The organism is Rothia sp. HMSC071F11 (genome assembly GCF_001809115.1).
GTDB classification, from domain to species: domain Bacteria; phylum Actinomycetota; class Actinomycetes; order Actinomycetales; family Micrococcaceae; genus Rothia; species Rothia dentocariosa.
The window spans coordinates 60,558-83,932 of the sequence record NZ_KV795737.1; the positions used below are offsets into that span (position 1 = coordinate 60,558).

Sequence of the window (23,375 nt, forward strand, 5' to 3'; positions counted from 1 at the left end):
GGGGTGGTTACCAAACAAAACTGGTAACCACCCCGCCTTATTGGTGCGCTGATGCCGCGTGCACAGCAGAGGTGTCTAGCGATAATTCACGAACTGCAGATCAACGTCAAGATCTGCGCCTTTAAGCAGTGAAATCACGCTCTGCAGATCGTCACGAGACTTCGAGGATACGCGCAGCTCATCGCCCTGAATCGTAGCCTTCACGCCCTTAGGCCCTTCATCGCGGATCAGTTTGGAAATCTTCTTAGCCTGATCCTGTGCGATGCCTTCCTTGATGGAGCATTCGATGCGGGTCTCTTTGCCAGAAGCGTAGGGATCACCCGCATCCAGGGACTTTAGCGAAATACCACGTTTGACGAGCTTTGACTGGAAGACGTCGAGCACTGCGAGAGCTCGTTCTTGGGCGTTTGCCTTAATGAGAATCTTCTCGCCCGAGAAGTCGAGTTCAGCACCGACACCACGGAAATCGTAGCGCTGCGAAACCTCTTTTTGTGCCTGGTGTAGGGCGTTGGAGACCTCTTGTTTATCAACCTTTGAGACAATATCGAAAGAAGATTCGCTTGCCATAAACCTATGTCCTTTCGTTGTGTTTGTGCGGAATACAACGGTATCTTTCCCTCATAGAATACCTGTTTTCTGTTGCGCTCACAGATAATTTTCAGGTTCTTTGATGCGTTTCTCAGCTGTTGTTAACCTTGAACATCCAGAATGGAAACATGGCTACACAATACTCGTCAACGACCGGCAGCGTGAATCGCGAAGAAGCTCGCGATGCTGAAACCCTGCTGTTCCTTGACCTCTACAGTTCGATTGGTTCTGAACCTGAGAACATCCCTGAGGCAGAGCGAGTGGATGCGGTTCAGAGCGAAGATTCTTCGGATGTTGTTGAGCCTCCTGCCTTCGAGGGAATCGGCTCAACGCTGACAGATCCCAAACTCGTTGCCCGCTTCGAGGGAGTGCGGCGCGATCTTGCTCGTGAGATTCGAAGTGAGATGTGCACAGTTGAACAGGCGCTACGCTATCTTGAGCATTTGGAAATTACGCTTCTGATGGAGCAGGACGGCGACCTGTAAACTCGCCTGAAAAACAGCCTCCGAAAACGAAAAACAGCCCAAAAAGTTGTATTCGTCACAAAGCTAGGCTCTGGCTTCACAAGTTCATTAAAAACCTGTACAGTAGTCTCTGTTCGCTTGAGCGAACTTCTAGCCTAGCTAGTTCGGCAGATTACCCGAGCGGCCAAAGGGGGCTGACTGTAAATCAGCTGGCACAGCCTACGGGGGTTCGAATCCCTCATCTGCCACTCTAAAAAGAACCCGGCTACTTCGGTAGCCGGGTTCTTTGCATGTGGCACCCTTGCGCACCCGGTAAAAATGCCCGCTCACGACAAAAAGATAGGGTTTATGACGCGCTTTAAACTATTTGTTAGTCTGTGAGTGAAAAATTAGCGCAATGCACGTGCAGGGTGTAGCGTTATCTCCATGGCTACTATTGAAATCACCCAGCAGAACCTTACCTCGACTGTCGAGGGCAACGATATCGTATTCCTCGATTTCTGGGCAGACTGGTGCGGTCCCTGCAAGCAGTTCGCTCCCGTCTACGAGACAGCCTCCGAGAAGTACAGCGATATCGTCTTCGGCAAGGTGGATACCGAGGATCAGAGTCAGCTGGCACAGGCCGCAGGCATTACCTCCATTCCCACCATTATGGGTTTCCGCGGCGGTATTCTCGTCTTCTCCCAGCCCGGCGCGCTCAACGAGTCCCAGTTCGAGCAGGTGATTACTTCGATCCGCGAACTCGATATGGATAAGGTTCGTGAAGAAATGGCAACTGCAGAGCAGAACTAGCCATTTCATCATAGAGATAGTTAGGTGATAAACCCGCCCGGTGAAGGGCGGTTTATATGTGTGGAGTCGGTACTTTTTACGGTACCGGCTCCACATGCATATTAAAAATCCCGGTAATCCGGAATACTGATACGCGCACCATACCGGGGCTTGCGAATGCCCGCCTCCTGAATAAGGCGCACAACTCGCTGCCGGTGACCGGCGTAAGGGGCAAGCAGACGGAGCATTCCGGCATCGTCGGTGCGTTCTCCTGTAAAAGCAAACCCCACTGTATGCGCTAAGTGGTAGTCGCCCACGCTGACAGCGTCCGGATGCCCGCAGAAACCTTGAAGAGCTTCCGCCACCGACCAGGGGCCAACCCCCGGAATATCGTCGAGCGCAGCCGCAAGGTGCGCGATACGACCGGTTGCGCCAAGGCGTTCGAGCGCATCGGCGCGTTGGGCAAAATGGTAAATCGCGCTGTATCGGGCGGAATCTAACCGCGCACGATGCCAATCCCATGAGGGAATTGTGCCTAGAACCTGAGCAGTAGGGTACACCCGCAGGTAAGGAGGCTGTGCCGGATTGCCGCTGAAGGGCGCGGACTCGCCGTATCGCATGATAATCCAGCGCAGTGCGTCAAAAGCCTCCGGTTGGGTCACCCGCTGTTCTATGATCGCCGCTAACATATGCCGGGTGAGCTGCCCGGATGTGCTCAGCCGTAGCCCCGGATTCTCACGATAAGCACGCCGAATTTTTAGCGGCAGATGCTCAAAAGCGGGGAGCTTTGCAAACTCTTCTCGGGGATCGTGCAGACCCAACCACGCGGGCATAAGGGCTGCAAAGTCTTCAAGCTCGCTGTAGACCTGTTCGGTGGGGAATGCATCGTCGGATATAGCGGGGGAGGGCTCCGCCCATAGGCAAACCTGAACCGGAGCATTCAGCGCAGAGGCTGTGCCCTCGAAACGGCGGGTAAAGTGCAGTGTTGCGGGCAGCTGCAGGGACGGCGTGCGCGCCCCGATCCACAGAGTATCGTCTGCCGCGTGTGAGCGCTCAGAACGCGGGGCACGCAGACGGTGAAAAGTCGGATCGGTCGGGCCGCGCTGTAAACGACCGAGTGTCTGCCCTACATGCACCGGAACGTGTGGGTAAATAAGCGCCTGTATCCCTACCGTGATGCGCGCCGTCAGCGCCGAGGTGCGCATCGGTAAGCGGGAAAGCTCGATGCGGTATGCGGCATCAGACACGGATTCGGTGGGCACGGCATCCTTAGCGGGTAGGGGAGAAAATATGCGCGTGAGATATATCTTGAGTTAACTGCGTAAAAAAGGCGCAGATCTCGGGATAACGTTTAATAATAGGATACCCTGAGTAGTAACTATATATTTCACAGGTGAGCGGGCGCACCGGCGACGTAGCGTGACTTAAGAACGTGTGTGCTTGCCACCGGGCACCAAACACAACAAACACGAGGAAAACGCATGGCGGCTGAGGTGAGTGTACCCGACTCGGAACCTACCGAGAAATCGGCGAAAACTTCTGCATCACAACATACCGGGGCACATCGTTCGGTGACCGCGGGCAGAGTACTGGTGGCGATTATGCTTGCCCTAGCGGTTTTTGCTCTCTATTGCTATTACTCCGTTCAGCAGCTTAAGCACTGGATTACCCCTTCATGGGATCTTGCGATTTTCACGCAGATGGCGCAGGCATATTCGCATTTTGGCATACCAATTGTGCAGATTAAAGGGACCGATTTTAATCTGTGGGGCGATCATTTTCATCCTATTCTGGTGCTTTTAGGGCCTGTGTATGCGGTTTTTCCCTCGCCGCTGACGCTTCTAGTGGTTCAGAATTTTATGATTGCCGCCAGCGTCTATATGATGGTGCGGTTTACGCAGCGGGCGTGTGCCTTCTCCTCAAACACCAAACCCGAACCTGTGGGAACTTTCGTGGGTGTTCTTCTGGGTGCTGCCTTCGCCCTCAGCTACGGGGTGCAGCAGGCGGTGGCTGCGCAGTTCCATGAGGTTGCCTTCGCCCTGCCGTTCTTGTGTGGGGCGCTGGGTAACCTGGTGCTTGCCGGTCGCATCAACGCCGATGAACGCTCCCGCTATATTATTCGCGCCTGCCTGTGGGCGGCACCGCTTGCCTTCGTCAAAGAAGATATGGGCGTTACTGCCGCGATGATCGGTATTGTCGCATTCATCCGAACTGGGTGGATACGCAAAGGGCTCGACGAACTGTTCCCCCAGAATCCTGAGGGTAAACCGCTGCCGCGGGGTGAGCGCATCCGCAACACCTTTAATTCCTGGGTGAAGACGCGGGGTGCCGCTGAATCAACCATGCTGATACTCTGGGGTCTCTTCTGGTCTTATGCAGCGGTTGCGCTTATTCTTCCGCTCTTTAACGCCAATGGGCAGTTCGATTACGGCGATAAGGTTGATGTATACGGCGCTTTCGCAGATCCGCTCGGTTCTGCGATCACCATCTTTAACTATGACCAGAAGGTCTGGACGATTCTGCTGCTGCTTTTTTGCGGCGCTATTATCTGGGTTGCAAGCCCGTTCGCTATCGTCATTCTGCCCACGCTCCTATGGCGTTTGCTCTCAAATACGGAGGCGTACTGGCTGAGTACCTGGCACTACTCGCTCGTGCTGATGCCCGTGGCGTTCCTCGCTCTTCTAGAGGTTATCCTCAACTTGCGGTACGGGAAGGTGCTGGCGCATCCTAAGCCGCTTGCGGAAGACGAAGAATCAGAGGATGAACCGGCAGAAACCGGGGATAAACCCATCGGATGGGTAGAGAATCTGCGCCAGTCCGTCCGCCATGTTCCGCTCTGGTTCTTCCCGGCGGTTGCGCTGCTGGTCTCGGTGATTCCGACCGTTACGCCCGCATCCGACCAGCCGCTTGCCGATTTGACCAAGTCTTCGTTCATAAGCAACCGGCTGACGGCCTCCGAAACGAACCGTATGCAGGCTGTTGAGGCGGTACCGCAGGATGTAAGCGTTGCGGCAGACCTCTCGACCCTCACCCAGCTGATTCCGGGGCGAACCGTCTACTGGATTGGGCATGCGGGAGAACCGGCACCCGACTACGTGGTGATCGATAAGCGCGGCTCAGCGTGGGGAGGTAACCCGCCGCAAAACACCGCACAGTATGCTGCTGACCGTTATGGGCACCCCTATGCGCAGGTGGGTACTTACGGTTCCCTTGAGGTCGTGCGTAAAATATCTTAGGCGTACCCATCCCACCGCCCTGCGCGCTGCATTCCGCAAGCGCGCAGTAGTATGGGGAAATAGCCTTGCACATCCATGTTTCCATGACCTGAAGGGGCTATTTTGCTTAGAACCCGCGGCGAAAAACCGGGGTTTGCGCGCATCCGGCGCGTTGCCGCACCAAAGTAGGGTACACTTATAAAGACGGGTACCCCCGATACAGGTCTTGTGCGCCCCAACCGGTCGAATCGGTTACTAACCTCATTCTTGGCGCCGAACTCAAAATCACCGAACTCAGTATGCTATGCCGCCTCGTGGCGTCAATACACATCGCACCTCATTCCAGATGTGCCGAGACTTGCGTGTCACCGAGAAATTCAAGACCAACCCCCAGCGTAGAGAAATCCTATCCCTGAGTGCCTCCGCCTTACCGGATGCCCGGGTTGTGTTGTCTTGCTCGCCCGCCTGACAATAAGGCGCGCAGAATGTGGCTGGAATGTGTAGGGGAATCCGAACGGCGCCGAAAAGCGTGCGCCCGAACACCCCAGCAAAATGAGGAAAAAGTGACTGAAAATATTCCTGCCGAAAACGCTGAACAAGGCGCTACGCTCGGCAATACCGAAGAGACCTTATCTGTAGAAAAAACCGTTGAAGAATCTTCCCTAGAAACTGGTGAAAAACCCGCAAACGAAAAAGCAGACGCTGCAGCAAGCATGACAGCAGAGCCTAGAGAAGACAACGCGGCCACTAAGAAGAATACTGAAGACAATACTCACGAAAGCCCCGAAGAAGAAGGCACCCGATTCACCGACCTGGGACTAGACCCCCGAGTGCTCTCCGCACTTGAAGAAGTCGGCTACGAGAAACCTTCCCCCATCCAGGAACAGACCATCCCGCTGCTGCTGGACGGTAAGGACGTGGTGGGTCTGGCACAGACCGGTACCGGCAAAACCGCAGCCTTCGCGCTGCCCGCACTCTCCCGCATGGCAGAACTCGCCGACATTAACGGCGTCTCCCGAGACACCCAGGTGCTCGTACTCGCCCCCACCCGTGAACTCGCCCTGCAGGTTGCCGAGGCCTTCTCCTCCTACGCAACCCACATGGAAGACTTCACCGTGCTTCCCATCTACGGCGGCTCACCCTACGGACCCCAGCTTGCCGGACTGCGCCGCGGCGCACAGGTAGTCGTCGGCACCCCCGGGCGTGTGATCGACCACCTTGAAAAGGGCTCGCTCGACCTCTCAAACCTGCAGTACCTGGTACTCGATGAGGCCGACGAAATGCTGCGTATGGGCTTCGCCGAAGACGTAGAAACCATTCTCGAAGGCACCCCGGACGCCAAACAGGTGGCACTCTTCTCAGCCACCATGCCCAACTCGATCCGCAAAATCGCTCAGCAATACCTCAACGACCCCACCGAGGTGCGCGTCAAAACCAAGACCACCACCGGGGCGAACATCCGCCAGCGCTACATGCAGGTCATGCACTCCCACAAACTTGACGCCATGACCCGCGTGCTCGAAGTCGAAAACTACGACGGCATTATCGTCTTCGTGCGCACCAAAAAAGAAACCGAAGAAGTAGCCGATAAACTCAAGGCACGCGGTTTCCAAGCGGCAGCTATTAACGGCGACATTCCCCAACAGCTGCGCGAACGCACCGTGGATGCGCTGCGCGACGGGCGCATCGACATTCTCGTAGCAACCGACGTAGCCGCCCGCGGACTGGATGTTGAACGCATCTCCCTCGTGGTGAACTACGATATTCCGCACGACACCGAATCCTATGTGCACCGCATCGGGCGTACCGGTCGAGCCGGACGCGACGGCGAAGCGATACTCTTCGTAACTCCGCGCGAAAAATACATGCTGCGGCAGATCGAAAAGGCAACCCGTCAAAAGGTTGAGCCAATGCACATGCCCACGGCGCAAGACGTGAACAGCAGCCGTAAACAGCGCTTCGCCGAGCAGATCACCGAAACGATCGAAACGGAAGACCTAAACTTCTTCCGCAAGATCATCGAAGACTACGAAAACGAGCACGACACCACGGCAGAAGACATCGCCGCCGCGCTCGCCGTCATCGCACAGCAAGGTCGCGCCTTTTTCCTCGATGAAAACGACGATATTGCCCGTAAATCCCGCGCTTTCGCCGACGACACCAAGGACCGCGGCAAACGCGGGCCCAAGAAGGGGCGAAACCACAGCGACGAAGGCATGGTGAACTACAAACTCAACGTGGGCCGCGCCTCTCGGGTTAAAGCCTCTGCCATTGTGGGCGCGCTTGCAAACGAGGGCGGTATTAAGGGCTCACAGATCGGCTCGATCGATATTCGCCAGCACTTCACGATCGTGGGTCTTCCCGAAGACCTGCCCAAGGGTTTCTTCGATCGTCTGCGTGATACCAAGATTGCCGGTGAGTTCATCAACATCCGTAAGGATCGGGGGCCTCAGGGAGGCGGTGGCCGCGGTTTCCGCCGCAACGATCGCCGCGATGGCGGGTTCCGGTCCCGTCGTGATGATCACCGTGGCGGTCGGGATGATCGCCGCGGAAAGTCGCACGGTAAACGCTACTAGTCTGTAAAAGTTAGCCGTAAAATAAGGCGTTTCGTTATTTCATAAAAGCGGGATGCGCCCGCCGGTATTGTGGACGGAAAAACCGGCGGGCGCATCCGCGAATAAACGGTGTAAAAACGCCTATTTTTAGGGCTAAAACAAAGTGTCACAGAACACCTAACCCTTATTTGCGCGGGTGGTTTAGGATACTGTAAACTTTTATCTGTTGCCCCGATAGCTCAGTGGTAGAGCGCCATCTTGGTAAGATGGAGGTCCCGGGATCGATTCCCGGTCGGGGCTCTCGCATTGGCCTGCAAGGTTGATGTTCTGGCGGTGTAGCTCAGCTGGTTAGAGCGCACGACTCATAATCGTGAGGTCGACGGATCGAGCCCGTCCACCGCTACGCCCCGATAGCTCAGTGGTAGAGCGCCATCTTGGTAAGATGGAGGTCCCGGGATCGATTCCCGGTCGGGGCTCAGCTAAGCCTGTCTCGTATGAGGCAGGCTTTTTTGTTTGTGCCTTTCGGGTGGCTAAATGGGTCACACGTATCTAAGGGTGTTGGGTCTCTTCGGGTTCTGTCTGCCCGAAAAGCGCATTCTCAAGCTGGAAGGTCGAGTGGCTAATAGATACCTCGAAATGCTCGGATACGCAGGTTCGGGCTTGCCGCAAGATTTCCAGGGCCTCACCATTCGTGAAGCATTTATCGGCGATAACGATATGAGCGGTCAGTACGGGCAGACCCGTTGCTATGGTTGAGGCATGTATATCGTGAACCTCATGTACACCCGGCACGGTCAATATATGGCGACGCACTTCTTCAAGATCCAGCCCTTGGGGAGAGAACTCCATCAGTACACCGGTGGTCTCACGCATGAGCTTTGCCGCGCGAGGAACAATTAGCGCCGCAATGAATAAGCCCGCAATGGCATCGGCCTGCATGAAGCCGGTGAAGACTATAACGAGTGAAGAGACGATGACGCCCACGGAACCAAGTGCATCGTTGAGGACTTCAAGGAACGCAGCGCGCATATTAAAGTTCGCATCACGGCGCCCAGAAAGCACCATGATTCCGGCAATATTTGCCGCCAAACCAATGACGCCGAAGAGCAAAAGTTCGGAAGCCGGTACCTCTGGAGGCTCGAAGAGACGATGAATCCCTTCAAAGGCCGCATAAAGACCGACCGCCATCAGTAAGGTGGCTTGGGCGAGTGCTGCAAGAACTTCGATGCGTCGGAATCCCCAGGTTCGTTGTGCCGTTGCGGGCTTCAGCGCGAGAGTCGCCGCTATCAAAGCGACTAGCAGTCCGGAGGCATCGGTGAGCGCGTGCGCCGTATCGGTAAGAAGGGCGAGACTGCCCGTCATAAGAGATCCGACGAACTGGATTACGACAATCGCTGCAGCAAGCCCAAAGGCGAGTGCAATTCGCGGACGCAGGTCTGGGTTCTGGGAACGGGTGCGGGCAGAAGAATACTGGTCTTCCGAGCTCATGAGCGTACCTTTTGTTGTTCTGGCATGTCTTGGTGTGGGGAAGGGGCTTACCAATAATATATAAAAGTTATTTTATATATCTAGGGTAAAGCCTCATAAACCTTATGCCAAGACATGCCAGAAGTATGTGGTAAATCGCTCAGAAGAGGTGAGATAAATCCTCGTTAGTCTAATTGGTTTTCTGGAAAATCGGCAGCTCCGAAAGCAATTCGTAGCTTCGAATGCGGTCTTCAAACTCCCACGGCGTGCTCGTGATAATCACTTCGTCTGCACCGGTGCGGGCAACCAAATCTTCGAGCTTGCTCTGAACCGTTTGCGGGGAACCGACCACCGCCTCCTGAAGCATTGAGGAGATATGCCGTTTCTCGGCAGGACTCCACAGCTTTTCCATATCGTCGACTGGCGGAGAAAACTGCGGACGCCCGCGAATAATCCCTAGGGCGTGCTGTTGCGCAGTCGTGAAAAGATGCTGCGCCTGCTCATCCGTTTCGGCAACCAGCGACCCTGCGCCCACAATAACGTAGGGTTTATCCAGGGTTTGAGACGGGGTGAAGTTATTGCGGTAGACATTGAGCGCATCCTGCAGGGCAGCCGGGGCGAAGTGTGAAGCAAACGAGAACGGCAGACCCAGCTTAGCCGCCAAAGAAGCCCCGAAAGTTGATGACCCCAGAATATAGAGCGGCACATTGGACCCTTGCCCGGGGATAGCGTGCACGCGGCGCATGGGGGAGGGCTCACCCAGATACCGCTGAATCTCTTCTACCTCGGCGGGGAAATTCATAGCTGCAGAATTATCGCGACGAAGCGCCTGCGCGGTCATAGGGTCGGTGCCGGGTGCACGACCCAAACCCAGATCGATGCGCCCGGGATGGAACGCCTCTAAGGTACCAAACTGTTCTGCCACTACATAGGGGGCGTGGTTAGGGAGCATAATGCCGCCCGAACCCACCCGGATGCGCTCGGTTGCGGCGGCGAGCTCTGCCATCACCACGACCGTTGCCGACGACAGCAGCGAACCCGCGTTATGATGCTCGGCAACCCAGAAACGGTTGAACCCAAAACGCTCAGCCGCCTGCACCGCCTGAACCGTCTTGCGCATGGTTTGCGCGTGAGAACCATCGGGGCGCGTGGGCATAAGATCAAGAACCGAGAACGTGATAGACATGATGGCTCCTTTCAGAACGAGAAAAAGTACCCTTTTAGGCTACGCTCCCTATGCTCATGGATACCTTCATGTTCGCGGTAAGCGGCGGCAGCTACGGTACCAACCCGATAGACTGGTGGGTATGAGTATTAACCCTGACATTGTGGGCCGCGTGTACCCCGCCGAGGGCACCTACGCCGTTGGCCGCGAGAAGATCCGGGAATTTGCCCGCGCCGTACACGCCGAAAACCCTCTGCATCATGACGTTGAGGCGGCACGCGCCGCAGGCTACGCAGACCTGATCGCCCCGCCCACCTTCGCTATCATCCTGTCCCAAGCAGCCGATGCCGCTCTGATCGGCGATAAATCTGCGGGCATTGATTTCTCTCGTGTGGTGCACGCCGATCAGCGCTTTACGCATCACCGTCCCATCGTGGCGGGGGACGAATTGCGCACCGAAGTTCATGTGGATTCCGTGCGTGTGATGGGCGCGGGCGCCATGCTCACCACCCGCGAGGAAATTACCGATGCTGACGGCAAACCCGTCACCACCTGTATCTCATCCCTGCTGGTACGCGCCGACGAGGAGGGCGAATAATGTCCGTAAACTTTGCAGAACTCGAAAAAGGGCAAGAGGTCGGTTCCCGAACCGTCGAGATTTCGCGTGCATCGCTGGTGCGGTATGCGGGCGCATCCGGTGACTTCAACCCGATTCATTGGAACGAGCGTTTTGCCCAGTCCGTGGGGCTTTCCGGCGTGATCGCGCACGGTATGCTCACGATGGGCACCGCCGTGCAGCTGGTGAGCGATTGGGCGGGCGATCCGGGTGCAATCGTGGACTACCAGACTCGCTTCACCAAACCTGTACCGGTGCCGGATGCGCCCGGCGGCGACAACCCGGACACCCCCACGAATACGCTGACGATCACCGGCAAGGTAGGCGCCGTGGATGAGGATGCGCGCACGGCTCGCATCGACCTTACCGTTACCGCTGACGACGGTGAAGGCAGGCAGCAGAAGGTTCTGATGAAGACTCAGGCCGTAGTGAAATTTGCCTAGCCCGTGCGTTCGTGGTCGATACTCTATGTGATTGTGTGTTGAGTTATGGCAGGCCCGCTCCGACTACGGGGCGGGCCTGTCATAAGGTTTAGCTGACCCTAACGGAATAAAACGTGACAGACCGGTATTCTTAAAGACATGACTGAAAAGCTGCTGAGTGAGATCACCACCGCCCAAGTTGGCGGCCCTGCCCGCACATACATCCGCGCCACGACTGAAGCCGAGATTGTCGAGGCAGTTTCCTCCGCCGATGCTGCCAACGAACCCGTGCTGATCGTGGGTGGCGGCTCAAACCTGCTGGTTTCTGATGCCGGGTTTGACGGTACCGTTGTGCATATTGCATCCACCGGGGTTGAGGAGCTGCCCATTCCTGCGTGCGGTGGCGCGAATGTGCGCGTGCAGGCGGGTACCGTGTGGGATGATTTCGTGCAGCTGAGTATTGAAAAAGAATGGTCCGGCCCGGCGGCACTGTCGGGTATTCCCGGGACCGTGGGCGCAACCCCCGTGCAGAATGTGGGCGCCTACGGGGTGGAGGTTAGCGAGTTCATTGCGTCCGTGCGCACCTGGGACCGCGAGACGGGAAAGTTCAAGACTTTTGCGAACGCCGATCTGCGTTTCGGCTACCGCGATTCAATTCTGAAGCAAAACATGGTGAACGGCTCGCCGCGCTATGTGGTGCTGACCGTGGATTTCCAGTTCACGCTCGGCAGCCTGTCTTCACCCATTAAATACGGCGAGCTGGCGAAGAGCCTGGGCGTGCAGGTGGGGGAGCGCGCCGAATCCGCACTGGTGCGGGATAAGGTGCTGGCGCTGCGTGCCTCTAAGGGGATGGTGCTGGATGCCTTAGACCGCGATACCTTCTCGACCGGCTCGTTCTTCACAAACCCGATTGTACCGGTGTCTGTGCTTGATTCTTTGCCTGAGGATGCGCCGCGTTTCCCGGTAGTGACGCGCACCGGAGTGTTCGGAACCGAGCAGCAGGAGAGCGAGGAGCATGTGAAGCTCTCCGCCGCCTGGCTGATTCAGCACGCCGGGTTCGAGAAAGGCTTCGGGCTCGAAGGTGATTCGCGCGAGATTGCGGGCGGTCGCGCCTCGCTCTCGACCAAGCATACGCTGGCGATTACGAACCGTGGGGATGCCACCGCTGAGGATATTTTCGCGATCGCCCGGGCGGTGCGCGCCGGTGTTGCCGAGAAATTCGGGGTTGAGCTGGTGCCCGAGCCGGTTGTGGTGAACGGGAAGATTTAGGACTCTTCAGCCTCTTATTCCCTGCGAATTCCGCGAGCAGATAGGATTTTGACGAGCAGATAGCGGATTGTTATCTGCTCGTCAAAATACTATCTGCTCGCGGTTTAGCAGGGGCGGCGTTAATCCAGCAGGTCTAGAATCTTGTTGTAGGTTTTGGCGTTGCGCAGGGTCAGCTGGTTTGCGAAGGCTTTCTTTGACATGAACTTGCCGTACTGCGCTTTCTTATAATCGGGTGTGCTGTAGTTGCCGAAGTAGACGGCGCAGGTTCCTATGTGAAGCACCTCGTCGGGAACATCCAGCGTTTCGAGCTCGGCGGCTAGTGCATCGCGATCAGCATCAATGGTGAAAAACATGGCGTCCAGGCGAGGCATGTCCTCATTCCACCACTCGGGCAGGTTGTGCGCATCCTTGCGGTATTCGTCAGCGGTGAGAAGTGAGAATGGAATCTCGAAATCGTAATGCTTCGCCAGCAGATCGGTGATCTCCTGTGCCACGGTGGTTTTATCCCGCGAGCTCACAAATAGCAGGTTCCCCGAATTTATATAGCTTGTGACGTTCTCGTATCCCAGTGCAGCCAGCCGCTTTTTCAGCTCGGGCATCGACACCTTGCGCAGCTTCCCCAGGTTAACACTCCTGAGCAAAAGAATGTACTGCATATGCTATGACTCCCTTCTTGAGTCTGCGCTGAGCAGGGTAAAAATGTGGTCGAGGTGTTGTGTGACATCCGCTATCTGATGTTCCGATAGGCTCGGATAAAGTCGATGTATAGCTTGGCGAATGGCTTTATTATAGTCTATGGCTTTGATGTCCTGCAGTAGCTGAGGGCTTGCTTGAAGCGTCTTGCGGCGCTGATCTTGAGAGTCGGTACTGACCGTAACCGCACCTTCTGTGATCATGGCATTAACCATTGTTGAAACACGGCTCTGTGCTAGATGGGTGCGCTCTGCTACCTGATTGATAGTCGTGTTGGGGTGCTGCACAATATCCTCAAACACCATAGCTTCACTTGGATGTACCGACATATGGGTAAGTGATCCAGCCGTGATAGTAATATCGCGCAGCATGCGTGCAAGTTGATACAGTTCCCCCAGAGTCATGATTCCAGTATAAAAGGTGAGGTTCAGACATGAATATATCTGCTAAGATATATCTGTGGAGATATAATTATGACGCTGATAGATATTTTGGTTTCTTGTGCCCTAATGATGTTGGTGCTACGGCAAATTAGAGGGCGAAAACTCACAATTTTTAGCCTCATCTGGCCAATACTTCTCGTCGGATGGGCTGTTATTGAATATATGACGGGCTTCCCCCTGCACAACAACGGGTGGATGCTCATCATTGGATGCATAACGATCGGGCTAATTCTCGGCGTGGCGTGCGGTATGACGACGGCAGTATATACACAGAACCGCCAGATATATGCGCGTGCAGGCGGCTGGGCTGTCGTTTTCTGGCTGGTCGGGATGAGCGGACGTCTTGTTTTTGGCTTATATGCAGAACATGGTGGGGCGGAACAGATTTATCGATTTTCTCTCGACTGCTCCATTCCTATGGACGCATGGGCCAGCGCCCTTATCATGATGGCTCTCTGCGAGGTTATGAGCCGCACCTTTGTACTAGCGTGGAAACTAATTCATGCACGCCAAGCTCTGCCTGCTGCCGCATCATGATGCTGCGCTTAGCACATCTGACCTTACTCTTTCGTAGCAGTGGAAGCCTCGTAAAACCACGGCACCGCTGCATCGTCTTCATTCTCCTGTGAGGGTACGCCGGGGGCAACTGGAAGATGCGGAATCAGCAGATCTACCTCGTCGCGGCGCAGAATCTCGGGGTCGGTTACCGCAGGCACGAACCCGGGTTCCCGGTCCCAGCTCCAGTAGTAGAATTTCTCGGGTGAGCTCCAGGCGATCGTGCTGAACCCGCCGCTGGAGTTCTCATCAAACTGATCTTTGACCCGCGCCTCATACAGGTACGGTGCCCGCTGACCGGTTGTCGGATCCACCCCGTACCAGATGCGCGTGATGAGCGCACGCAGCATGGCTTCACCCGTATTGACGTGCACCGAAGAGACCTGGCCGTCCTGGTCGTAGAGAACCTTGCCTTCTCCCGGCGCGAGTACGGGCGGCTCGGTTCCCAGAGAATCCACAATATGCCCCACCAAGGCCTCAATATAGGAGCCGCGCCCTGCAACCTCATCGCGAAGCTCCCAGGTCAGGCTCCCTTCAGCATCCAGGATCGCGATGGCGCAAGTCTCCCAGTCGGTGGCACGCCATTTCGTCAGATGCTCCGCCACAAACACCAAATTGTTCTGCCAGCGGCGCATGCACAACGTAAAATCAGTGCCGAACCAAGGCCTTCTGCCGCCCACATTGGGCATGAGCTCGGCGTAGACTTGGCGGTCGCCCTTCATTGAATCCCAATCGGGTTCGCAGGCGTCCAGATACATTCTGAAGGGGACGCTTTGCGGGCTTTGAATTAAAAACTCCCCGGAAACGAGCTTCTGCCACGGATACTGGGTGCCACGAATATCCTCACCCTGCTGAACCGTCATGGGCCAGGGGGTAAAAGTAGCCCGATAAGCGGAGGCGGGCGCATACGTGCGTTTCGCCCGTCGGTAAGGTGCCGTCGGCAAGTAGGGGAGTATACGGCGTACGTACTTGGGAATATCCTCGCCCGTGTCCGGGGGATAGATGAGGGGATCGGTATGTTCGAATGTGTAGCGCGCATCCTCGGTCGGAACACTCCACGCCAGCTGCGCCGGAGGGTGGCAGTAGCTCAAAACCGTTGCCCGGTAGTCGGTCGTCACGTCAAGATATGTTCGAGAACTGCATTTGGTAACGTACGCCAGCCGAATAATATTGTCACCCTGGCGCATATGGTATGAGTAACACTTGTCTTCGTTCAGGTCTAGGAACTCACCGTCCTCAAGCGCCGTATGCTCAACGCTGAGGCTGCGGTACAGTGCCATGAAGACCGCCTCAATATAGACCGAACGCTGCGGGTCATCATCGTGCTGCTCCCAGTGAAAAGCGAAATTACGATCCACCCGGGCGCGCGCGTACGTGCGGTCAGAGGGCTCTTGCCAGGCCAGAAAAACGTGCGCCGTGAAGTAAAGATAATCCTCATCAGCTTTGAAACTAAACGTGATATTGCCTGAGAAATACGTGTACCGATGCACCAGTTCACCCCTAAACCGATGCGGGTTTTCGGGGTCGAAAGGGTAGGGGTTCAGCTCCGCCATCAGGTGAAATTCCGAACCAATATAGTGCAGCACCCCGGGTCCCAGATACTCAGCAGGATGCCTGCCTGCGACCGGTTCACCGTTCTCAAGCGGTGCGGGCGTGTGGGCAATTGGCCAGGGAATATAGGTGACTGCGGGGGTTTCTGCCATGCCGCTCCTTGAGGTTGATGTCTAGACCGTTTTATCTCACTTGAGATACGCACTGAGCCCCACCCTGTACACAATAATGAGGCGGCAACACACGATGTTTAGCCATCATAACGTATCGGCACCTGGAAATACGTCAACGCCTCATAGCGTGCCTGCGGCGTGCCCCGCAGATTATGCACCCTATGTCTTCTGCGACTCCACGAGCACCTGATAAACAAAGAAAAAAGCCGAGAAGGTGAGAGATTCCCACCTTCTCGGCACACTATGTTTCACATCATTCCTGCGTTGGAGGTTTTAGCCGCTAGAGCGATTTCCCGCGCTTTTCGGGCAGAGCGAAGGTGGTAACCGCCGCCAGAAGGAACGCCGCCGCGAAAACAGCGAACAGTACCCCGGTGCCGCCGAAAGAGATGAGCGGCGGAACGATAAGCGGCGCCAGAATTGATGCGATGCGCCCCAGTCCGGCCGCCGTGCCCGTGCCGGTGCCGCGCAGCCGGGTGGGGAATACTTCCGGGCTGATAGCGTAGAGCGCGCCCCATGCGCCCAGGTTGAAGAACGAGAGGAAGCACCCGCTGAGGATAATGTAGAAATCCGAATGCGAGAGGCCGTAGCATACCGCCGCGCCTGCTGAACCAGCCAAAAATACGGCGAGGGTAGCTCGGCGCCCCCACTTCTCAATCAGGTAGGCGGCCACCGCATAGCCGGGCAGCTGTGCCAGGGTCATAATCAGGGTGAATGCGAAGGACTTCACCAGGCTGAACCCCTGTGCACTCAGCAGTGAGGGTATCCAGATAAACGCCCCGTAATACGAGAGGTTAATGCAGAACCATACGGTACACAGCGCCAGCGTGCGTTTACGCAGCGGAGCCGACCAGATGGAGGTTGCCTCCTGGGCGTCGTTGGCAGGAGCCTCAGGTGCATTGTCGCTGGCGGTTTCATCTGCGTGAGTACGTGTGCTGAGGGCCGCGGAGCTCTCAAATTCGGCAACTACGCGTTCTGCCTCGTCAGTGCGCCCTTTCGACTCTAAGAAGCGCACGGATTCGGGTGTTCCCCAGCGAATAATCAGCGAATACAGTGCCGGAATCACGCCGATGGCAAGCGCCCACCGCCAGCCGTTTGGGTTCGGCACAACAAAGGTGCCGATAAGCGCCGCAAGAATCCATCCGAGCGCCCAAAACGCCTCTAAAATAACGACCACACGCCCGCGAATAGCGCGCGGCGAGAACTCCGACATCAGCGTGGATGCGACCGGCAGCTCGGCCCCGAGCCCCAGCCCCACAATAAACCGGAAAACCATCAAAACGGCCAGTGAACCGGCGAGTGCGGATGCGCCCGTCGCCAAACCGTAGATGAGCAGCGTTGCGGCGAAAATGTAGCGTCGCCCAAAACGGTCGGCGAGAAGCCCGCCGACGGTAGCGCCCAGAGCCATACCCAAAAAGCCGATGGAGCCTAACCAGCTTGTTTCGGTGGGGGAGAGCGCCCACTGTTTGGTGAGTGCCGCCATGATGAAGGAGATAAGCCCAACATCCATGGCGTCGAGCGCCCAGCCGATACCGGTGACGCCCAAGAGCTTGGTGTGTTTCTTAGTAAAGGGGAGAGTTTCTAGTCGTGCTGTCAGAGAGGTCTTTGCCATGAGGAGCCTAAGATAATGCGAAAGTATTGACGAGGATTAGGTACCTAAAGGGGAATTTTGTTCCCGTGTCTATAGTTTACATCAACATAAGGTAGTAATGACCTAAACATGTCATATAAAGTCTTAAACCCTCTGAGAGTCCCGGGAAATATAGTGTTCGCCCGCAGGTAGCACAGGAATGTCTAACCGCGAGAACCTGGCGATACGCTCGAAAACGGCGCGAATATACGCCATGCGGTCGTGATTTGTATCGACAATATCCCACGTCAACAGGGGAGCCTGGGGTGTATTATCAGCATCTCGGGTGGTGGCAGCATGCGGTACCGCATCTTGCGAAACCTGACAGTGTGCCAGCACATCACGGCCCACAGGCAGGCCATCACGCATCTAATACCGATTGGATATGCGGGGTAAGACCCGCAGTAACCTACGAGTGTCCCTGTGTATAGGCGGGCGCGGCGGGCAGATGCTCCAAGATGGCGCGCACATCGGCGGGGATCTTGGCGCCAATGACCGGATCAACAGTCAAAACGTTGTAGGCGTTGTGCCAGTAGCGTGCATCTTCTAGAGGGACGCTCCAGATGAGGCGGGCACTGGGATAGACGGTACCGCGTATAACAGCGCTGTAATCGGTTTCCGTGAGAACTCGTACGGGGTCATTCGTGTGTGCCTTAACATCAATCGCGCGAAGAACACGATCGCCGCAGCATAGGTGAGCGGAGTCCAGAATATTCCTCTCATTCATAAACTCCATATACTCGCCCTCGGCAAGAATGGGGGGCATTTTGAACATGCTTGCGTGAATGGTGTTGATAACGGTTTCGATAAATTCCATGCGCAAGGGGTCGGAATCGCGCAGAGTCCAGCTTAGGTTCAAATCTTTGTCAACAATTGCTACAGCATATTGATGATCGCGATTTTGCCAAATAGTATCAGAGGATACTGCAAACTGTAATTCATCATGAAATGCTCGATAATAAAACTGTAAATCTTGTGCAATATAAATATTGCTAAAAATAAGATCGGCATAAAACTGGTACCCCGGGGGATATCCGGGTTTAAAAAGGGGAGGAACGATGTATAAATCAACGTAATTATCATCGCTCGTTTCAAGATGCAGCTTACCGGGATGCAAATATTCTGCCGGATGCGCACCCGGCTCTGGCTTTCCATCAATCAGGGGTCGGGCATGGGGAACCGGCCAGAGTGTAAATTCTGTTGTATAGGAAAGTTTTTCCATGATTCTCTCTGCGTGTGTAGAGGTGCATTTCCTTAATATGAGGTAAAAGGTCTAAAAATAGAAGACATTGCCATATTGTTATCAAATATTTATAAACCTTGTCCGCTATTAAGGTGTTGTGATAACAATACTATAATCTTTTGGCGCCGCGATAGTGAGGGTGTCATAAAAGATATTTTTTACGATGTTAGGCTATCAGGGAGTTCCCAGGCGCGGGTGCTAGGCTGTTGCTGTATCGTGTACGCACAGGTGAGAGCCGCCCTGAGAAGAGGTGATGTGTGAAAACCTTAGAGGATGAAGTTACAGAGAGTGAAACCAGCAAGTTTCACCTGTGGCTAGAGAAAAAGAAAGCTCGGATGCACGCTCACCCGGTGCTGAAACATCTCTACAAGCCTCTTGTGATTGCCGTAGGCGGCTTCTGTTTCATTGCCGGTCTGATTATGCTTGTCACACCTGGCCCCGGCTGGCTGTTTATCTTTATCGGTTTGGGAATCTGGGGAACCGAGTTCGCATGGGCGCATCGTCTGAATCAGCGACTCAAAAAGCTAGTGATTTCACTCTGGCACCGCTACATAGCCTGGCGTGAAAAACGAAAAGCCCAGAAGGCAGCGCGTAAAGCATAGCCTGAAAAACGTACCTGCCTACTTTGAGTTTATGCCCCGCATCCTGATTGAGGATGCGGGGCACAGGCTTATCCGCTAGGTTCGGGGCAACCAGAAAGCTTATTCACCAAGAGGCGGGTACAGGCAACGTTTTGCTTATTCCCATGCATATCGTTCAAAGCTTGTGGGCTAGGCTTAACATACGTGGGCGCGGAACCGCTCTTACGGCACCGCGCCCACGAGTACTTTGAGAAGGCTACTTTAGAGCTTTCCGACCGCGATTTTGAGCATGCGGCGCACCGGCTCAGCGGCACCCCACAGTAGCTGGTCGCCCACCGTGAAAGCACTAATGTACTGCGGACCCATCGCCAACTTGCGGATGCGCCCCACCGGAATATTCAGCGAGCCGGAAGCGGCGACCGGAGTCAGCCCCTCCATCGTGGCATCCTTAGTATTTGGCACCACCTGGGCCCACTGGTTGTCTTCAGCGATAATGCGCTCAATCTCGGCAACCGGCAGGTCTTCGGTCAGTTTCATCGTGAGTGCCTGAGAATGCGAACGCATGGCCGCGATACGCACACACAAACCGTCCATAATCACACGGTTATCGCCCTCAAGACCCAAAATTTTATTGGTCTCGGCATCAGACTTCCATTCCTCGCGGGACTGCCCATTGCCCAGGTCAGAGTCAATCCACGGGATCAGCGACCCGGAAAGCGGAACCCCGAACTGCGCGGTATCAAGCTCACCCGAACGCTGCTTAGCGAGCACCTTACGGTCGATCTCCAGGATCGCCGCTGCCGGATCGTTAAGCTCGGCAGACACCTCATTGCCGAGGTCGCGGAACTGCCCCAGAACCTCGCGCATATGACGGGCCCCGCCCCCTGAAGCCGCCTGATAGGTCATCGAGGTGGTCCATTCCACCAGACCCTGTTTGAAGAGGCCGCCCAGCCCCATGAGCAGGCACGAGACGGTGCAGTTGCCGCCGATAAAATCTTTCACACCGGATTCGAGCCCGCGGTCAATCACATCACGGTTAATTGGGTCGAGCACGATAATGGCATCATCGTTCATGCGCAGGGCAGAAGCGGCATCAATCCACAGGCCCTCCCAGCCGGACTCGCGCAGCTTCGGGTGAATCTCTTTCGTGTAGTCACCGCCTTGTGCGGTCACAATAATCTTGTGCTGGCGAAGCTCGTTCAGATCGTACGCATCCTTCAGCGTAGAAGGTTCAAGCGTGCCGTCGAAGGTGGGGGCTTCACCGCCCACATTGGAGGTTGTGAAGAAAACGGGAGAAATATCTTTGAAATCGTTCTCTTCAAGCATGCGCTTCATCAGCACGGAACCAACCATGCCGCGCCAACCTACAAAACCTACTGAGTCACCGGGATTAAAATTCATAATTTCTAGTCTACCCCGTGTACCACATATCGCGTGGAACAGCGTCATAACCCCTAGTCAGTATGGGAAAGACCAGGTGAAGTGCGAGATAGGTGTGATGAGCTGTGACGTAAGACGTTGTGAGGGGAACGAATGTACCCCAGACAAACGAGACTACACTTTGCCGTTCGCACAAGCGAACGTTATTGTACGGAATTTCCGCGCCAGGTATATCAGAGGCGGGCTAGGGTTTGAAATGAGTAGTACATGGGATTTTTCCCGCCCGAAGCATCCAGCAGGTAGCCGCGCTCGCTTTTTTCCCAGGCGCTTTCACCCAGGATGCGCCATCGCGCCGGTTCGTCCGCAGCCACAAATCCTTCTACCGCAAGTTCGGGGGCGTAGGTATCACCCGTAATCTCGTTACCTTCCTGACAATAGAAGAAGGTGCGTTCGATAATTTCGACGCGGCCAAAGGAGGGTAAATCCTCGCGGGAAAGTGCCTCCGCATAGACGGAGCCGCCGCCAATGATCCAAGCATCAACTTGCTGATGTGGTGAATCCGGGTGCTGGTTATCGTTGGGCGTTAAAGGCGTGTTGCTCGCAAGGGTGAGAGCCGCATCCAGCGACGGAACCCAAAACGCGCCATCGCGTTTAAGAGGCGCGGCTGAACCGCCCGTAATACTGCGGCTGATGACGATATTGGTGCGCTCAGGCAGCGGTCGAAAACGCGGTGGAAAAGACTCCCAAGTGCGCCGCCCCATGATGACGGGCTTACCCACGGTGACGGTTTTGAAATGCGCAAGGTCTTCGGGGGCACGCCAGGGCATGGTGCCGTCGCGCCCAATAATACCCGCATCGGTCTGCGCCCAAATAGCGCCGAGGCACGGTCGTGCGAGGGAGGGGGATTCATACTCACGCATCGATTGTCCTAAACCGCGATGGGGGCAGAAATCCCCGGGTGATGCTTATAATCGACGAGCTCAAAGTCTTCATACTCATAATCAAAAACAGAAGGTTTCTTCGTTTTGATAACGAGTTTGGGGTACGGGTAAGGCTCACGCGGGGGATATGGGTTACCTTCGGGATCGTTGCCGTAACCGAGCTGCTTTTTCACCTGTTCCAGGTGGTTGGAGTAGATATGGCAGTCGCCGCCTGTCCATATGAACTCGCCGGGTTCCATGCCGACCTCGTGGGCTATCAGGTAGGTCAGCAGGGCGTAGGAGGCGATATTGAAGGGTACACCCAAGAACATATCGGCGCTGCGCTGGTACAGCTGGCACGACAGTTCCTTCACGCCGTCAGGGCGCTCGTGTACGTAAAACTGGAACATGGCGTGGCAGGGCGGCAGTGCCATCTCATCAACCTCGGCGGGGTTCCATGCCGAGACAATGTGGCGACGTGACGACGGGTTCGTTTTGAGAGATTCGATTACTTTCGCGATCTGGTCGATGGTGCCGCCGTCGGGGGTGGGCCATGAACGCCACTGCACCCCGTAGACCGGGCCGAGGTCACCATTTTCGTCAGCCCATTCATCCCATATAGTCACGCCGCGTTCCTGCAGCCAACGTATGTTTGAGGAACCGCGCAGGAACCACAGAAGCTCGACCGCCACCGATTTGAAGTGCACGCGCTTGGTGGTAATCAGGGGGAAAGAGTCACGCAGATCGAAGCGCATCTGCCGCCCAAATACGCCGAACGTGCCGGTGCCCGTGCGATCCGCGCGCTGAGCATCGGCGGCAATAGCATCACGGTTCTCGTCAAGAATTTCGCGCAGCAAATCCTCATAGGGCGTTGGGATGCTCTGCTGACCAGAGGCGTGATGCGCGGGCGTACTCATGGTGGCTTGACTCCTGGGCGTAGATTTTTAGTCAAAATTCTATTGTACGAGGGGAGGACAGAAAAGAGGCACCTGCAAGCTAGGTGCGAAATATATGGTTAAGATATAGAAACGTATAGCGCTAATTATTTTTGTGCTGCCAGCTCCTAACGACTTTATGGCGATACTCCACCAGGGGTGGGTATTCTGCGCCTGGGTTGTCTTTATCGAAGTCTTCGATAATAGTGGCTCGACCTTCGAAGAATTCCAGCACAGTGTCGAGTTTTTCCTGAGACACCTCCATACCATAAAGCACATATGGTGGGTCATAATCACCATAAGCAAATTGGCTATGCCGGTACCGCAGGTTATCGTCCACGGTTTGTAGGTGTCGTGCCATCCATTTTGCTTCAGAGTGGTCGGGACTGTTCCAGAGGGTGAAGAGTACATCGTAGTCTTTGAGGATGACGAAGACTCCTTTGCTTAGATCGAGCCAGTCGAGGTCTGAGATGATTTCTTGGGTCCAGGTCATGTAATTATCATCGGGGAGTTTGTGCGGGAGGTTGACGGCTCGGATGATTTCGAGGGCTCCTGCTTGCGGGTCCTGGGAAGCTAGTATGTTTTTGCAGTGGATTTCGATGACGGCCCAGCCTTGATCGCGCAGGGCTTGAGTTTGGCGCTCTAGCACCTTGTCTTCGGTGATGTAGATAGCAGGGAAGAATGTATCATCTGATTCGTTTTTGTAGAAACCCATAATTGGTTACTCCTTGGCTATCAGTGC

At 55.4% G+C, this 23,375-nt stretch carries 23 protein-coding genes and 4 tRNA genes; 13 read left to right on the forward strand and 14 right to left on the reverse strand.

Annotated elements, in window-relative coordinates; all coding sequences use genetic code 11:
• Positions 1 to 75: 75 nt before the first annotated feature.
• Positions 76 to 567, reverse strand: a complete 492-nt coding sequence (locus tag HMPREF2554_RS02780) for a YajQ family cyclic di-GMP-binding protein (protein WP_070553935.1) — start codon at positions 565 to 567, stop codon at positions 76 to 78.
• 149 nt (positions 568 to 716) lie between these two features.
• Between HMPREF2554_RS02780 and HMPREF2554_RS02785 the strand changes: the two genes are divergently transcribed.
• From HMPREF2554_RS02785 to HMPREF2554_RS02795, 3 genes are all read left to right on the forward strand, one after another.
• Entirely contained in the window at positions 717 to 1,073 is a 357-nt protein-coding gene (locus HMPREF2554_RS02785; RefSeq protein ID WP_004005392.1) for a hypothetical protein, read from the forward strand.
• 145 nt (positions 1,074 to 1,218) lie between these two features.
• Positions 1,219 to 1,300 (forward strand) — tRNA-Tyr (locus tag HMPREF2554_RS02790).
• A 178-nt stretch (positions 1,301 to 1,478) separates the two neighbouring features.
• Positions 1,479 to 1,844 (forward strand): thioredoxin family protein, encoded by a 366-nt coding sequence (locus tag HMPREF2554_RS02795; RefSeq protein ID WP_070522286.1) that lies wholly within the window; start codon positions 1,479 to 1,481, stop codon positions 1,842 to 1,844.
• Between the two features lie 101 nt (positions 1,845 to 1,945).
• Here the strand turns inward: HMPREF2554_RS02795 and HMPREF2554_RS02800 are convergent, their stop codons facing one another.
• The gene (locus HMPREF2554_RS02800; RefSeq protein ID WP_246825983.1) at positions 1,946 to 3,085 is read right to left on the reverse strand and encodes a DNA-3-methyladenine glycosylase family protein; all 1,140 of its coding nucleotides are present in this window, start codon (positions 3,083 to 3,085) and stop codon (positions 1,946 to 1,948) included.
• A 219-nt stretch (positions 3,086 to 3,304) separates the two neighbouring features.
• Between HMPREF2554_RS02800 and HMPREF2554_RS02805 the strand changes: the two genes are divergently transcribed.
• From HMPREF2554_RS02805 to HMPREF2554_RS02825, 5 genes are all read left to right on the forward strand, one after another.
• Positions 3,305 to 5,059: a DUF2079 domain-containing protein gene (locus HMPREF2554_RS02805; RefSeq protein ID WP_070553937.1), complete on the forward strand. Its 1,755-nt coding sequence runs from the start codon at positions 3,305 to 3,307 to the stop codon at positions 5,057 to 5,059.
• Positions 5,060 to 5,523: 464 nt separating this feature from the next.
• Entirely contained in the window at positions 5,524 to 7,614 is a 2,091-nt protein-coding gene (locus tag HMPREF2554_RS02810) for a DEAD/DEAH box helicase (protein ID WP_070553939.1), read from the forward strand.
• A 207-nt stretch (positions 7,615 to 7,821) separates the two neighbouring features.
• Positions 7,822 to 7,893 (forward strand) — tRNA-Thr (locus HMPREF2554_RS02815).
• A 29-nt stretch (positions 7,894 to 7,922) separates the two neighbouring features.
• Positions 7,923 to 7,996 (forward strand) — tRNA-Met (locus HMPREF2554_RS02820).
• 1 nt (position 7,997) lies between these two features.
• A tRNA-Thr gene (locus HMPREF2554_RS02825) sits at positions 7,998 to 8,069 on the forward strand.
• 73 nt (positions 8,070 to 8,142) lie between these two features.
• Here the strand turns inward: HMPREF2554_RS02825 and HMPREF2554_RS02830 are convergent.
• Together HMPREF2554_RS02830 and HMPREF2554_RS02835 are read right to left on the reverse strand one after the other, a co-directional pair.
• A complete protein-coding gene (locus tag HMPREF2554_RS02830; protein ID WP_004005385.1) occupies positions 8,143 to 9,081 on the reverse strand; it encodes a cation diffusion facilitator family transporter in 939 nt (312 codons plus the stop codon).
• 169 nt (positions 9,082 to 9,250) lie between these two features.
• Positions 9,251 to 10,246 (reverse strand): LLM class flavin-dependent oxidoreductase, encoded by a 996-nt coding sequence (locus tag HMPREF2554_RS02835; RefSeq protein WP_004005383.1) that lies wholly within the window; start codon positions 10,244 to 10,246, stop codon positions 9,251 to 9,253.
• Between the two features lie 121 nt (positions 10,247 to 10,367).
• Between HMPREF2554_RS02835 and HMPREF2554_RS02840 the strand changes: the two genes are divergently transcribed.
• The 3 genes from HMPREF2554_RS02840 (at position 10,368) to HMPREF2554_RS02850 (ending at position 12,532) form a co-directional block, all read left to right on the forward strand.
• Positions 10,368 to 10,823: a MaoC family dehydratase N-terminal domain-containing protein gene (locus HMPREF2554_RS02840; RefSeq protein WP_037231169.1), complete on the forward strand. Its 456-nt coding sequence runs from the start codon at positions 10,368 to 10,370 to the stop codon at positions 10,821 to 10,823.
• Positions 10,823 to 11,284, forward strand: a complete 462-nt coding sequence (locus HMPREF2554_RS02845; RefSeq protein WP_004005382.1) for a MaoC family dehydratase — start codon at positions 10,823 to 10,825, stop codon at positions 11,282 to 11,284. Before HMPREF2554_RS02840 ends, HMPREF2554_RS02845 begins: the two co-directional genes overlap by 1 nt.
• 138 nt (positions 11,285 to 11,422) lie before the next feature.
• Positions 11,423 to 12,532, forward strand: a complete 1,110-nt coding sequence (locus HMPREF2554_RS02850; RefSeq protein ID WP_070553941.1) for a UDP-N-acetylmuramate dehydrogenase — start codon at positions 11,423 to 11,425, stop codon at positions 12,530 to 12,532.
• 119 nt (positions 12,533 to 12,651) lie between these two features.
• On the opposite strand, the gene HMPREF2554_RS02855 is transcribed toward HMPREF2554_RS02850, so the two are convergent.
• On the reverse strand, positions 12,652 to 13,188 hold the full coding sequence (locus HMPREF2554_RS02855; RefSeq protein WP_013397683.1) for a DUF1697 domain-containing protein: 537 nt from the start codon (positions 13,186 to 13,188) through the stop codon (positions 12,652 to 12,654).
• Between the two features lie 3 nt (positions 13,189 to 13,191).
• Positions 13,192 to 13,629 (reverse strand): MarR family winged helix-turn-helix transcriptional regulator, encoded by a 438-nt coding sequence (locus tag HMPREF2554_RS02860; RefSeq protein WP_004005379.1) that lies wholly within the window; start codon positions 13,627 to 13,629, stop codon positions 13,192 to 13,194.
• A gap of 69 nt (positions 13,630 to 13,698) precedes the next feature.
• Between HMPREF2554_RS02860 and HMPREF2554_RS02865 the strand changes: the two genes are divergently transcribed.
• On the forward strand, positions 13,699 to 14,205 hold the full coding sequence (locus HMPREF2554_RS02865; protein ID WP_041321536.1) for a DUF1453 family protein: 507 nt from the start codon (positions 13,699 to 13,701) through the stop codon (positions 14,203 to 14,205).
• A gap of 23 nt (positions 14,206 to 14,228) precedes the next feature.
• Here the strand turns inward: HMPREF2554_RS02865 and HMPREF2554_RS02870 are convergent, their stop codons facing one another.
• The 4 genes from HMPREF2554_RS02870 to HMPREF2554_RS02885 all read right to left on the reverse strand — a co-directional run bounded on the left by HMPREF2554_RS02870 (position 14,229) and on the right by HMPREF2554_RS02885 (position 18,796).
• The gene (locus HMPREF2554_RS02870; RefSeq protein ID WP_070553943.1) at positions 14,229 to 15,926 is read right to left on the reverse strand and encodes a hypothetical protein; all 1,698 of its coding nucleotides are present in this window, start codon (positions 15,924 to 15,926) and stop codon (positions 14,229 to 14,231) included.
• Between the two features lie 301 nt (positions 15,927 to 16,227).
• Positions 16,228 to 17,556: an MFS transporter gene (locus HMPREF2554_RS02875; protein ID WP_070553945.1), complete on the reverse strand. Its 1,329-nt coding sequence runs from the start codon at positions 17,554 to 17,556 to the stop codon at positions 16,228 to 16,230.
• A 123-nt stretch (positions 17,557 to 17,679) separates the two neighbouring features.
• A complete protein-coding gene (locus HMPREF2554_RS02880) occupies positions 17,680 to 17,943 on the reverse strand; it encodes a hypothetical protein (protein ID WP_246825984.1) in 264 nt (87 codons plus the stop codon).
• Between the two features lie 40 nt (positions 17,944 to 17,983).
• Positions 17,984 to 18,796 carry a hypothetical protein gene (locus tag HMPREF2554_RS02885; RefSeq protein ID WP_013397678.1) on the reverse strand — a complete coding sequence of 271 codons (813 nt, stop codon included), beginning with the start codon at positions 18,794 to 18,796 and terminating at the stop codon, positions 17,984 to 17,986.
• 278 nt (positions 18,797 to 19,074) lie between these two features.
• On the opposite strand from HMPREF2554_RS02885, the gene HMPREF2554_RS02890 reads away from it, so the two are divergent.
• Positions 19,075 to 19,419, forward strand: coding sequence for a PGPGW domain-containing protein (locus HMPREF2554_RS02890; RefSeq protein ID WP_013397677.1), 345 nt, complete (start codon positions 19,075 to 19,077; stop codon positions 19,417 to 19,419).
• Positions 19,420 to 19,659: 240 nt separating this feature from the next.
• On the opposite strand, the gene asd is transcribed toward HMPREF2554_RS02890, so the two are convergent.
• From asd to HMPREF2554_RS02910, 4 genes are all read right to left on the reverse strand, one after another.
• Positions 19,660 to 20,799, reverse strand: coding sequence for an aspartate-semialdehyde dehydrogenase (asd, locus tag HMPREF2554_RS02895; RefSeq protein WP_041321535.1), 1,140 nt, complete (start codon positions 20,797 to 20,799; stop codon positions 19,660 to 19,662).
• 212 nt (positions 20,800 to 21,011) lie between these two features.
• Positions 21,012 to 21,698, reverse strand: coding sequence for a dihydrofolate reductase (locus HMPREF2554_RS02900; protein WP_013397675.1), 687 nt, complete (start codon positions 21,696 to 21,698; stop codon positions 21,012 to 21,014).
• Positions 21,699 to 21,706: 8 nt separating this feature from the next.
• Positions 21,707 to 22,615: a thymidylate synthase gene (locus tag HMPREF2554_RS02905; protein ID WP_013397674.1), complete on the reverse strand. Its 909-nt coding sequence runs from the start codon at positions 22,613 to 22,615 to the stop codon at positions 21,707 to 21,709.
• Between the two features lie 121 nt (positions 22,616 to 22,736).
• Positions 22,737 to 23,348 carry a hypothetical protein gene (locus HMPREF2554_RS02910; protein ID WP_070553947.1) on the reverse strand — a complete coding sequence of 204 codons (612 nt, stop codon included), beginning with the start codon at positions 23,346 to 23,348 and terminating at the stop codon, positions 22,737 to 22,739.
• Positions 23,349 to 23,375: the final 27 nt, after the last annotated feature.